This is a genomic window from Ureibacillus thermosphaericus (assembly GCF_002370195.2).
Classification (GTDB): Bacteria; Bacillota; Bacilli; order Bacillales_A; family Planococcaceae; genus Ureibacillus; species Ureibacillus thermosphaericus.
In genome coordinates, this window is sequence record NZ_AP018335.1 from 1,172,583 (window position 1) to 1,185,262 (window position 12,680).

The 12,680-nt window shown below is 37.1% G+C and carries 14 protein-coding genes; all 14 read left to right on the forward strand.

All coding sequences use genetic code 11. The features are described 5' to 3' along the window. Positions 1-6 precede the first annotated feature (6 nt). Positions 7-471 (forward strand): low molecular weight protein arginine phosphatase, encoded by a 465-nt coding sequence (locus UtA1_RS05695; protein WP_016837252.1) that lies wholly within the window; start codon positions 7-9, stop codon positions 469-471. Continuing rightward, positions 455-1,750 carry a methyl-accepting chemotaxis protein gene (locus UtA1_RS05700; RefSeq protein ID WP_096550328.1) on the forward strand — a complete coding sequence of 432 codons (1,296 nt, stop codon included), beginning with the start codon at positions 455-457 and terminating at the stop codon, positions 1,748-1,750. The genes UtA1_RS05695 and UtA1_RS05700 overlap by 17 nt, the downstream gene beginning before the upstream one ends. A gap of 178 nt (positions 1,751-1,928) precedes the next feature. After that, complete coding sequence (locus UtA1_RS18030) at positions 1,929-2,021, forward strand: hypothetical protein (protein ID WP_408647336.1); 93 nt, start codon at positions 1,929-1,931, stop codon at positions 2,019-2,021. 471 nt (positions 2,022-2,492) lie between these two features. Then, a complete protein-coding gene (gene rpiB, locus UtA1_RS05710; protein WP_096550329.1) occupies positions 2,493-2,930 on the forward strand; it encodes a ribose 5-phosphate isomerase B in 438 nt (145 codons plus the stop codon). 8 nt (positions 2,931-2,938) lie between these two features. Then, positions 2,939-3,505, forward strand: coding sequence for a TIGR01440 family protein (locus UtA1_RS05715; protein ID WP_096550330.1), 567 nt, complete (start codon positions 2,939-2,941; stop codon positions 3,503-3,505). Between the two features lie 217 nt (positions 3,506-3,722). Continuing rightward, on the forward strand, positions 3,723-4,985 hold the full coding sequence (gene glyA, locus UtA1_RS05720; RefSeq protein WP_016837245.1) for a serine hydroxymethyltransferase: 1,263 nt from the start codon (positions 3,723-3,725) through the stop codon (positions 4,983-4,985). Positions 4,986-6,141: 1,156 nt separating this feature from the next. After that, a complete protein-coding gene (gene upp, locus UtA1_RS05725; RefSeq protein ID WP_016837243.1) occupies positions 6,142-6,771 on the forward strand; it encodes a uracil phosphoribosyltransferase in 630 nt (209 codons plus the stop codon). Positions 6,772-6,847: 76 nt separating this feature from the next. Further along, the gene (gene wecB / locus UtA1_RS05730; protein WP_096550332.1) at positions 6,848-7,972 is read left to right on the forward strand and encodes a non-hydrolyzing UDP-N-acetylglucosamine 2-epimerase; all 1,125 of its coding nucleotides are present in this window, start codon (positions 6,848-6,850) and stop codon (positions 7,970-7,972) included. Positions 7,973-8,427: 455 nt separating this feature from the next. Next, positions 8,428-8,802 carry an ATP synthase subunit I gene (locus UtA1_RS05735; protein WP_096550333.1) on the forward strand — a complete coding sequence of 125 codons (375 nt, stop codon included), beginning with the start codon at positions 8,428-8,430 and terminating at the stop codon, positions 8,800-8,802. A gap of 29 nt (positions 8,803-8,831) precedes the next feature. After that, positions 8,832-9,557, forward strand: coding sequence for a F0F1 ATP synthase subunit A (atpB, locus tag UtA1_RS05740; protein WP_096550334.1), 726 nt, complete (start codon positions 8,832-8,834; stop codon positions 9,555-9,557). Between the two features lie 83 nt (positions 9,558-9,640). Further along, a complete protein-coding gene (gene atpE / locus UtA1_RS05745) occupies positions 9,641-9,853 on the forward strand; it encodes a F0F1 ATP synthase subunit C (RefSeq protein WP_016837239.1) in 213 nt (70 codons plus the stop codon). A 189-nt stretch (positions 9,854-10,042) separates the two neighbouring features. Next, on the forward strand, positions 10,043-10,603 hold the full coding sequence (gene atpF, locus UtA1_RS05750) for a F0F1 ATP synthase subunit B (protein ID WP_016837238.1): 561 nt from the start codon (positions 10,043-10,045) through the stop codon (positions 10,601-10,603). Further along, complete coding sequence (locus UtA1_RS05755; RefSeq protein ID WP_016837237.1) at positions 10,600-11,142, forward strand: F0F1 ATP synthase subunit delta; 543 nt, start codon at positions 10,600-10,602, stop codon at positions 11,140-11,142. The genes atpF and UtA1_RS05755 overlap by 4 nt, the downstream gene beginning before the upstream one ends. Before the next feature lie 20 nt (positions 11,143-11,162). After that, positions 11,163-12,674 carry a F0F1 ATP synthase subunit alpha gene (gene atpA / locus UtA1_RS05760; RefSeq protein ID WP_016837236.1) on the forward strand — a complete coding sequence of 504 codons (1,512 nt, stop codon included), beginning with the start codon at positions 11,163-11,165 and terminating at the stop codon, positions 12,672-12,674. Positions 12,675-12,680 lie beyond the last annotated feature (6 nt).

Below are 12,680 nucleotides of genomic sequence, written 5' to 3' on the forward strand. Positions count from 1 at the left end.
TGTACCATGAATATTTATTTTGTTTGTACAGGAAATACATGTAGAAGTCCGATGGCAGAAGCCATCTTAAAGCACAAAAATATCGATGGCATCCAAGTGAAGTCAGCAGGGATATACGCACTAGAAGGAGGGAAGATATCAGAACATTCTAAAAGCGTTTTAGAGCAAGAAAATATTCAATTTCATCACACAACAAGACAAGTAAATGAAGAAGATATTGCATGGGCAGATTTAATTTTAACGATGACAGCCGCTCACCGCGATATGATTCTACAATTTTATGAACAAGCAAGAGGAAAAACTTATACTCTTAAAGAATATGTAACACCATATAGTTCTTTGGATGTATCCGATCCTTATGGTGGTGATTTGAACACATATAAAAACACATATGAAGAATTAAATCGACTCATTGAGGAATTAGTGAACAAAATAACTGGAGGTGGTAAAGAAGATGAAGAAAACATTTAGTATTCGCTGGAAACTTGTTCTATTTGTTGGAGTTTTAGCCATTGTCACTTATTCAACAAGCTTTGTATTCATCCGCTTTTTACATCCTTACTTTTTCTCGCAATTTAGCATATTTTCAAACAAACTTATCTTTGAGATTATTACATACTTACTAGGTATTACTTGGTCATGTATTTTAGCTGCCGTATGTAGCGTTGTATTGACGAAACCGCTTGAAAAACTTGAGAAAACAGCAACGAGAGTAGCGGAAGGTAAAATTGGGCAAGATGTGGAAATGCCAAAAACTCATGACGAAATTCGTTCAGTGGCAGAAGCTTTCCAACTGATGTTGCAAAACTTACGTCAAATGGTTGAAAGCATTGATGTAAACTTCCAAAAAACGAATGAAACCATTATTGAACTATCCGAGCAAACAACGAGAGCAACGAGAAAAGCAGAGGGTATTGCTGAAACCGTTGGACAAATTTCAGCGGGGGCAGAAGCTTCTGCAATTGCGGTGCAAGAAACAGTTGAAGCCATTGAAGATGTACGACAATTGGCTTCGGAAGTAAACCGAAAAGCATTAAACTCAAGAGAAGAATCTTTGCAAATTATCGAAAACTTAAAAATTACTTCGAGTGCTTTTAACAACTTGATTGAAAGCATTCAAAAAATTACGTTAGGAAATGAAAAAGCACTTGAGAGCATTCATCAATTGGAAAAAAATGCCGAACAAATTGGGAATATCATTAGTCTTGTTGGTGATATTGCCGCACAAACAAACTTGCTTGCATTGAATGCATCAATTGAGGCAGCAAGAGCTGGTGAGCATGGAAAAGGTTTTGCTGTTGTAGCTGAAGAAGTGCGCAATCTTGCAGATGAAAGTGCGAAGGCAGTACAAGGAATTGCAGATTTAATTAAAACGATGCAAGAAAACGTGCATGTCGTTGTAAGACAAATGAATGAACAAGTAACATTCGCGAAAAAAGAATCAACGAAAATTACAGAAGCAACAGCAATTGTTGAGCAAATGTCAACTAGCGTTCGAAGTATGGCAGATGCTGTTATTCAAATTTCTCAACTAATTGAGAAACAAATGGAAAATATTGAAACGACTGCTCGTCAATCCCAAGAAGTTGCAGCGATTGCAGAAGAAACATCTGCTGGTGCGACGGAAGTGAAAGGTTCAACAGATGAACAAGCTGTAAGTTTAGAGCAAGTAGAAAAACTTTCCCAAGAATTAAAACAACAGTCTGAGCAATTATACAGATTCATTCAACAATTCGATCGTTCAAACTAATTTCTATGAAACTGGGGATATCTTTATAGGAACTTTTCTAGGGAGATATATTAGAAACGATGCAAAAGGGGGCATCATCGAATTAATCTTGGGACTCAGTGCATGCAGTGGGTAATGAATCAACTGAAACGCATCAGAAGAATCAATAAATAGTACTCTTACTGCTAAGGGTGAAAAGATTGTAAAATCAAGTTGTACCGGTTGCCACGGAATTGATTTTTCAGGTGATTTTGATCCAAATTTACATAATCTCTCATTATCAAAAGATTAGATTAAAAGGCTGAAAATCAATGCCACCTGGTACTGCAAACGTCAAGGAAGAAGAAGTGGCCGAATATTTATTGACATTAAAGTAGGACAAGCAATTGATACAAAACTCGAACGAAAAATGATGACGTTCGGGTTTTTTATTTTGGAAGAGTGTTAGGCGGAATTGATTTCTATTTATAGATATTATCGACAGATTACACAATTTCTTGAAAGTATAAAAATTAAGATTATCCATGCGGTATGGGGAAGGATTTAAGAACTATTTAATTTGATGTAAAGAAAATTTCCGAATAATTTTAAGCAAAGAGGAAAATATGATAAGATTTTATATAAAAAATGAACGATTTTTTATGTTTGGTGAAAAAATATTCGTATTTTCATAAAAAATAGGCTGAAAAGGATGTGAAAATCCGTGTTAATCTTTTATAATTAGTGGTACACTGTTGGTAAATAAGCTTTAGGAGGTAAACAGGTGAAAGTAGCAATTTCATCAGACCATGGTGGCATGAATTTACGCAAAGAAATCATGGATCTGTTAGACGAGATGAATATTGAATATGAAGATTTTGGTCCAAAAACATCTGAATCGGTTGATTATCCAGACTATGCTCTTCCAGTGGCGGAAGGAGTAGCAAGCGGAAAATACGACCGAGGCATTTTAATTTGTGGAACGGGAATTGGTATGTCCATCGTTGCCAATAAAGTAAAAGGTGTTCGATGCGCACTAGTTCACGATGTATTTAGTGCCAAAGCTACGAGATGTCACAATGACTCAAATGTACTTGCAATGGGAGAAAGAGTCATTGGTCCAGGTCTTGCGCGAGAAATCGTAAAAACATGGTTGAATACTGATTTTGAAGGCGGTCGTCATGAACGTCGTGTAAATAAAATTACTGAACTTGAAGGGTGAGTCGTCCAATGGCTCTAGAAACCATTCGGAATCAAATAATACAGTTATTGAAAGAGTTTGAAGAGCAAGTTGAAATGATGCCTGGACAGTTATTTGTCGTAGGCTGCTCTACATCAGAAGTAAAAGGTTCTAAAATAGGAACTGCTGGCTCTATGGAAATTGCTCAAGTGCTATATGAAGCATTGGATGAATTTGCGAAGAAACATCATATTTATCTTGTTTTTCAAGGATGTGAGCACATTAACCGCGCATTAACATTAGAACACGAAGCGGCGGTGAAGTATGGCCTAGAGCCAGTATCTGTAATTCCTGTTGCAACTGCTGGAGGATCGATGAGTGCATACGCTTATACGAAAATGAACAATCCAGTCGTCGTAGAACATGTTCGCGCGCATGCAGGAATAGACATAGGACAAACTTTCATTGGCATGCATTTAAAAGAAGTAGTCGTTCCTGTTCGCACATCGGTACGTCAAATCGGAGAAGCGATTGTTACTACGGCAAAAACTCGGCCAAAGCTCATCGGTGGTAGCCGTGCAGTTTATGAACGGCAAGAAGGAAGAACATGCCATTAATCATTTTAATTGATAGATTTTTTAATAATTTTCGATAACTCAATGTACCTATATAATAGTGAAAATAACTGTGATTTGTTTTATATTTAAATCAGAAAGAATAGTTAAAATAATTTAAAGTTTCGAGCAGTTGGAAAACTTCTATTTAAACTAGTTGCATAATAAGTGGAACCTTTTCCCACTTAATTTTAAAAACATAACAATAGGGGGATCTTTGATGGCTTACGAAAAACTAGCAGCACAGGACAAGGCAGTTTTAGAAGCAATTTTAAATGAAAAGAAACGTCAACAAGAAAACATTGAATTAATTGCATCTGAAAATATCGTGACTGAAGCCGTAATGGAAGCACAAGGTTCAGTGTTAACAAACAAATATGCAGAAGGTTATCCAGGTAAACGTTATTACGGTGGATGCGAACATGTGGATGTAGTAGAAGAGATCGCTCGCGAGCGTGCCAAAGAACTATTCGGTGCAAAATTTGCCAATGTTCAACCACACTCTGGCGCTCAAGCAAACATGGCGGTGTATTATACAATTTTACAACCTGGCGATACAGTATTAGGGATGAATTTATCTCATGGTGGTCACTTAACACACGGTTCACCAGTAAACTTCTCTGGTGTTCAATACAATTTCGTTGAATACGGCGTAACAAAAGATACAAATGTGATTGATTATGATGATGTTCGTGCAAAAGCATTAGAACATAAACCAAAATTGATTGTTGCGGGAGCTTCAGCATATCCAAGAGAAATTGATTTCAAAAAATTCCGCGAGATTGCGGATGAAGTTGGCGCTTATTTCATGGTGGATATGGCTCACATCGCTGGCCTTGTTGCTGCTGGTGAACATCCGTCTCCTGTACCATATGCTCACTTCACAACTACAACAACGCATAAAACGTTACGTGGTCCTCGCGGCGGGTTAATACTTACAAACGATGAAGAATTAGCAAAGAAAATCGATAAAGCAGTATTCCCTGGAATTCAAGGTGGACCATTAATGCATGTTATTGCTGCAAAAGCGGTTGCATTTGGAGAAGCGTTAAAACCGGAATTCAAAGAATATGCAAAACAAATTAAGAAAAATGCTCAAGTTCTTGCGGAAACTTTAATTTCTGAAGGATTACAAATTGTTTCAGGCGGAACAGACAACCACTTATTGCTTGTAAATGTTAAATCCGTAGGTCTTACTGGTAAAGTAGCTGAAAAATTATTAGATGAAGTAAAAATTACAGTAAATAAAAACTCTATTCCATTCGATGAAGAAAAACCATTCGTTACTTCTGGTATTCGCATCGGTACACCTGCAATTACAACACGTGGCTTTAAAGAAGAAGACACGAAAGAAGTTGGTTTAATCATTGCGAAAGTATTGAAAAACCCTGAAGATGAAGCTGTAAAAGAGGAAGCACTTGCACGAGTTAAAGCTTTAACAGATAAATATCCTATTTATGAAGACTTAGTAGTAGGGGAATAATTCCTCTTATGCCCGCTCAAGCTGTTTGAGCGGGATTTTTTTATGAGGGAGTGGAGAATAGCTAATCCAGAAACGGCTTTTTACAAAATAAGAGCTAAAGGGAAAAATGACTTTTCGAATGAACGGATAATAGTCAAAATTTAAAGCATAATAGCCAAACAAAGGAAGATAATAGTCAACCCTGTGCACATAATAGCCAAAGAGGAAAAATAACTACATGAATAAATGGATAATAGTCAAAATCAAAAGCATAATAGCCAAACAAAGGAAGATAATAGTCAACCCTGTGCACATAATAGCCAAAGGGGAAAAATAACTACATGAATAAACGGATAATAGTCAAAATTTAAAGCATAATAGCCAACCAGAGGAAGATAATAGTCAACCCTGTGCACATAATAGCCAAAGGGGAAAAATGACTACTTGAATAAATGGATAATAGTCAAAATTTAAAGCATAATAGCCAAACAAAGGAAGATAATAGTCAACCCTGTAAACATAATAGCCAAAGAGGAAAAATAACTACATGAATAAACGGATAATAGTCAAAATCAAAAGCATAATAGCCAAACAAAGGAAGATAATAGTCAACCCTGTGCACATAATAGCCAAAGGGGAAAAATAACTACATGAATAAATGGATAATAGTCAAAATCAAAAGCATAATAGCCAAACAAAGGAAGATAATAGTCAACCCTGTGCACATAATAGCCAAAGAGGAAAAATAACTACATGAATAAACGGATAATAGTCAAAATCAAAAGCATAATAGCCAAACAAAGGAAGATAATAGTCAACCCTGTGCACATAATAGCCAAAGGGGAAAAATCGCTCCAAAAAGAAGGGATAATAGTCACCACCCTAGCAGCCATCAATAAAATCCACGTCCCAATTCCTTGTAGAAACAGACTTCATCGCACAGAATACTGTAATAATTCACTTGAAAACCTGCGAAAATTACATAGGACATAAATAAACTTCCAAAACATTTTCGACTTTTAAAAGAAATTGACAACTATGTAAATGCATCGATTATTTGTTTTCTAATGAAATGTTTTTTGTTATACTGATTTGGATAATGTGGAACAATAAAATCCACCTTTAGTCCGTATAGACGATAAAAATTTAATCTTTTCGGAAGTTAGGAGCGAACTACATGAGTAGAGTATATGTATTTGATCATCCACTAATCCAACATAAGTTAACGTATATTCGCGATAAAAACACTGGTACGAAAGAATTTCGTGAACTTGTTGATGAAGTAGCAACATTAATGGCATTCGAAATCACTCGCGATTTGCCATTAGAAGAAATTGAAATCGATACACCGATTACAAGAGCAAAAACAAAAGTACTTGCAGGTAAGAAAATCGCTCTTGTTCCAATTTTGCGTGCGGGAATCGGAATGGTTGACGGAGTATTAAAATTAATTCCTGCAGCCAAAGTTGGTCATATCGGATTATACCGTGATCCTGAAACGTTAAAACCAGTTGAGTACTATGTAAAACTTCCTCAAGATGTAAAAGAACGTGAATTTATCGTAGTAGACCCAATGCTTGCAACTGGTGGTTCTGCTGTAGAAGCGATTAACGCGTTGAAAAAGCGAGGAGCAGTAAACATTAAATTTATGTGTTTAATTGCAGCACCGGAAGGAGTACAAGTATTACAAGAAGCTCATCCGGATGTAGACATCTTCATTGCAGCTTTAGATGAAAAATTGAATGAACATGGCTACATTGTTCCTGGTTTAGGTGACGCGGGTGACCGTCTATTCGGTACGAAATAAATAGAAAATAGATGCGTCCTTCAAAATGAAGGGCGTTTTCTGCAAATTTTGCACAATCAGAAGGGAGTATCATCCGTTGACAAATAAAATTAAAGTAATGACCATCTTCGGTACTAGGCCTGAAGCAATCAAAATGGCACCGGTCGTGTTGGAGCTAAAAAAATATCAAGATGAAATCGAATCAATTGTCACAGTAACGGCACAGCATCGACAAATGCTTGATCAAGTGCTTGAAACTTTCGATATTACACCTGACTACGATTTGAATATCATGAAAGATCGACAAACGTTAATCGATGTGACGGTGAATGCCCTTCAAGGTTTAGATCAAGTCATGAAGGAAGCAAAACCAGACATCGTTTTAGTTCATGGTGATACAACAACAACTTTCGTAGGTAGCCTTGCTGCCTTTTATAACCAAATTGCAATTGGACATGTTGAAGCAGGATTAAGAACTCACAATAAATATTCACCGTATCCAGAAGAAATGAACAGACAACTTACTGGCATCATGGCCGACTTGCATTTTGCACCAACTGAACAATCTAAACAAAACTTGCTAAAAGAAAACAAAAATCCCGACACGATTTTTGTCACAGGCAACACAGCTATTGATGCATTAAAAACAACGGTGAAAGAACACTATACACATCCGATTTTAGATAAAATCGGAAACGATCGCATGATTCTCTTAACAGCACATCGACGTGAAAATTTAGGAGAACCGATGCGTCACATGTTCCGAGCAATCAAACGCTTGCTTCAAGAACATGAAGATGTGCAAGTAGTATATCCAGTTCATTTAAATCCAGCTGTAAGAGAAGTAGCAAATGAAATTTTAGGTGATGATCCGAGAATTCATTTAATCGAACCGCTTGAAGTATTTGACTTCCATAATTTTGCTGCCCGCTCGTATATGATTTTAACGGATTCAGGAGGCGTGCAAGAAGAAGCACCATCATTAGGAAAACCTGTACTAGTATTGCGTGATACAACAGAGCGTCCAGAAGGCATTGAAGCGGGGACATTAAAACTTGCTGGAACAAATGAAGAAACTATCTATCATTTAGCGAAGGAATTGTTAGAAGATCAAAATGCATATGAGAAAATGGCGAAAGCATCCAATCCATATGGTGACGGCTTCGCATCTCGTCGAATTGTTGATGCGCTATTAACATATTTCCTTGAGAAGAAACAATAATTTTACATGAAATTCGATTCTATTAAATAAGTAGAAAATATTGTGAAAATTAAATTTTGTAACAATAAAAATCGTCTAAAATAGATTCTCTGTTGGAAATTTGTCAATATTTTGACAAAGTAAGTTCGCTGTGAAGATTTTCACTAAAACTAATTGACATCAAAAAGCCCCTATTGTATGCTTACAAAGTGTATGAATATTAAGGGGATTCTATTACAAAATGATTTTCAAACCCTTGTAATATCAAGTTTCTACTATGCAAACAGTGGAAACAAAGAATGAAATTTTGCAACGTTGGAAGAGTCTGAATACAAGAGTAATAAAAAGGGAAAAATACATAGCGGTAAAAAATTTTGCCCTCAGAGAAAATATGTAAAATTTGTTTCCACTTGACACTAAACTCTTGTATAACTCAATAGGCACGGCGAATAAAAAGGATTCAGGAGATTGAACCAATGTTGGATTTGCACCAAATTTTTATTAAGCAGAAAAAAGCTTTATTTTTTTTGCTTGCCCTATGTATAATAGGATGGTTTTTTACGCCATATCCGACGATTTTCTCGGGAATGGGGATTGGTGCGCTCTTTGGTACTTACAACTTTTGGATTCTTGTTCGAAGAATGGACAAGTTTGACCGTTCCTATCAAGAGGGAAAACGAACAGTGTCTCTTGGTTCAGGTTTACGCTTTGCCTCTGCAGTAGCTGCAGTAGCAATACCGATCGCGTTGCCAAAATACTTCAATGTTGTTAGCTCAGTCATCGGGCTAATGATTCCTTATATTTTCCTCTTTATCGAGGCCTTCATCAGTTTACTCAAAACTAGAAAATAGGTCATTTGAAAGTGAGGTGAGTGCAAGAAATGGAACATGGAGCACCGGAGTATACTCTGCATTTAGGAAATATTCCAATTACATTCAACTTGGCTACAATCTTAACTTTGTTAGTTACAGCGACTATTGTATTTATCATCGCGTTCATCTCAACGAGAAACTTAAAGTTGAAGCCGACGGGAATGCAAAACTTCATGGAATGGGTAATGGACTTTGTAAAAGGGATTATCAAAAGCAACATGGACTGGAAAACAGGTGGTCGATTCCACGTTCTAGGAATCACGCTTATTATGTTTATTGCAGTTGCGAACCTTTTAGGTCTACCATTCTCAGGTATTTATATTCATGGTGATTTATGGTGGAAATCACCAACTGCAGATCCTGTAGTAACATTAACGTTAGCATCAATGGTAACAGTACTTGCAACATTCTATGGTATTAAGTTGCATGGCTTAGGACACTATGCTAAAACTTTTGTTCAGCCAAAAGCATTCTTATTACCATTAAAAATAATCGAAGAGTTTGCAAACACGTTAACACTTGGTTTGCGTCTTTACGGTAACATCTATGCAGGTGAGATTCTTTTAGGTCTACTTGCTGGACTAGCTAGCTCAACAATATTCGGCTTTATCGGTGCCATTATCCCAACAATGGCATGGTTAGGATTCTCAATCTTTATCGGCTTTATCCAAGCCTTCGTATTTACAATGTTAACAATGGTTTATATTTCACACAAAGTGAGTGAAGACCATTAATTTTATAAAGTCATAGTGTAATCTTCACATTATGCATTTCATCTCAAAAAAATAAAAAATAATTCCAAGGAGGAAATATTAAGATGGGTTTATTAGCAGCAGCAATTGCAATTGGTTTAGCAGCACTAGGTGCAGGTATTGGTAACGGTTTAATCGTATCTCGTACAGTAGAAGGAATTGCACGTCAACCAGAAGCACGTGGCGTTCTTCAAACTACAATGTTCATCGGGGTAGCGTTAGTAGAAGCCTTACCGATCATCGCTGTAGTAGTTGCGTTCATCGTAATGAACCGATAATTGGTTCCGTGTGGCGAAGGATGATTTGTATAAGAAACTTCGCCATTCCTTTTATTTAAAGGTTTAACTGCAACCATTTTTTATAAAAATGACTGTTAGAAACAATTTTAAATCACAAACAATAGATTTGAAAATAAAAGGCTCTCTTCAAATTTTCGATTGGAAATGAACTGAAGTAGGGCAGACTAAATGGAATTTGAAGCTCTTGAAGGGAGTGAAACAATCGTGAATTTTGAATATCTAGTATTAGGTTCAGATGTTGCTGAAGTAGTTAACCTTGGAGATATTCTTGCAACATTAGTAATCTTCCTCGTATTAATGGCATTATTAAAGAAATTTGCATGGGGTCCATTAATGGGCATCATGAAACAACGTGAGGAATTAGTTGCAAGTGAAATCGACGCGGCTGAAAATGCTCGCAAAGAAGCTGCAAAAGCTTTAGAAGAGCAAAAAGCATTATTAAAAGAAGCTCGCACAGAAGCACAAAAAATTATTGAAAGCGCGAAAAAGCAAGCTGAAGCACAGCGTGATGAAATCGTTGAAACAGCTCGTCAAGAAGCAAATCGCTTAAAAGAATCTGCTGTTCGTGAAATCGAAACAGAAAAAGAAAAAGCGATCGCTTCATTGCGTGAAGAAGTGGTTTCACTTTCAGTTCTTGCAGCATCTAAAGTGCTTGAAAAAGAAATTTCTGAAGAAGATAACAGTGCACTAATTAAAGAAACGATTGCTAAGGCAGGCGAAGCGAAATGAGTAAATCTACTGTAGCTAATCGCTATGCCGAAGCACTTTTTTCTGTAGCACAAAAACAAAATATCGTCGATGAAGTGAATCAAGAACTTCAAGAAATGACAAAAGTCGTAAGTGCAAATCGTGATTTCATTTCATTATTGACGAATCCAAAGTTTTCTTCTGAACGAAAAAAGGAAATCGTTTCCGAACTTTTCAAGGAAGCGAATTCAATCTTACTAAATACAATCAAATTATTAATTGATAAAAAACGTATCAATGAATTAGTGAATATTGCAGAAGCATTTAAAACATTAGCAGCTGACGCTCAAGGCACTGCGGAAGCTACAGTATACTCAACACGCGAACTAACAGAAGAAGAGAAAAAAGACATTTCTACTTCTTTCGCAAAATTAGTTGGCAAAGAGTCATTGAACATTACGAATGTGATTGAACCATCAGTGATTGGTGGAGTTCGAGTTCAAATTGGAAACATGATTTTCGATAACACTGTAGCGAATAAATTAGATAGTCTCAGACGCACGTTAGTCGTTAATAAATAGAAAAGTGAGAGGTGACATTCATGAGCATCAAGGCTGAAGAAATCAGCGCTCTGTTAAGAAAGCAGATTGAAAACTACCAATCTGAATTAGAAGTAAATGAAGTTGGTACTGTAATCACTGTTGGTGACGGTATCGCACGCGCTCATGGCCTCGACAACTGTATGGCAGGAGAACTTCTTGAGTTCGAAAATGGTGTAATGGGTATGGCACAAAACCTAGAAGAAGGCAACGTCGGTATCGTTATTCTAGGTAACTACCTTGGCATCAAAGAAGGCGATACAGTTCGTCGCACAGGTCGTATCATGGAAGTTCCAGTTGGTGAAGAATTAATCGGTCGTGTAGTAAACCCACTTGGTATGCCAGTGGATGGAAAAGGACCTATCAATACAACAAAAACTCGTCCAATCGAAAGCCCAGCTTTCGGGGTTATGGCTCGTAAATCTGTACACGAACCATTGCAAACAGGTATTAAAGCGATTGACGCATTAGTACCAATCGGCCGTGGTCAACGTGAGTTAATCATTGGTGACCGTCAAACAGGTAAAACATCTATCGCAATCGATACAATCTTAAACCAAGCTGACCAAAACATGATTTGTATTTACGTTGCAATCGGTCAGAAAGAATCTACAGTTCGTACGGTTGTTGAAACGCTTCGTAAAAACGGTGCGTTAGATTATTCAATCGTTATCACAGCATCAGCTTCTCAACCAGCACCATTATTATACTTAGCACCATATGCTGGGGTTTCAATGGCTGAGCACTTCATGTTACAAGGTAAACACGTTTTAATTGTGTACGATGATCTTTCTAAACAAGCAGCAGCTTACCGTGAGCTTTCATTGTTATTACGTCGTCCACCAGGTCGTGAAGCTTACCCAGGTGACGTATTCTACTTACACAGCCGTTTACTCGAACGTGCTGCGAAATTAAGTGACGCAATGGGTGCAGGTTCTATTACAGCTCTTCCATTCGTTGAAACACAAGCTGGGGATATTTCTGCTTACATCCCAACAAACGTAATCTCAATCACAGACGGACAAATTTTCTTACAATCTGACCTATTCCACTCAGGTGTACGTCCAGCGATCAACGCCGGTTTATCCGTATCCCGTGTAGGTGGTGCTGCGCAAATCAAAGCGATGAAAAAAGTTGCTGGTACATTGCGTCTTGACTTAGCTGCGTACCGTGAACTTGAAGCATTCGCTCAATTCGGTTCAGATTTAGATAAAGCGACACTTGCAAAACTTGAACGTGGTAAGCGTACAGTTGAAGTGTTAAAACAAGACTTAAACAAACCAATTAAAGTAGAATATCAAGTTGTAATCATTTACGCTCTAACTCGCGGTTACTTAGATGATATTCCAGTAAAAGATATCCGTCGTTTCGAAAATGAGTTGTACAGCTGGTTAGATGTAAACCACACTCACATTTTAGAACATATTCGTACTACAAAAGATTTACCATCAGACGAAGACTTCAAAGCAGCTCTTACAGAATTCAAAAACCAATTTGCTAAATCAGAAGAATGATTCTTT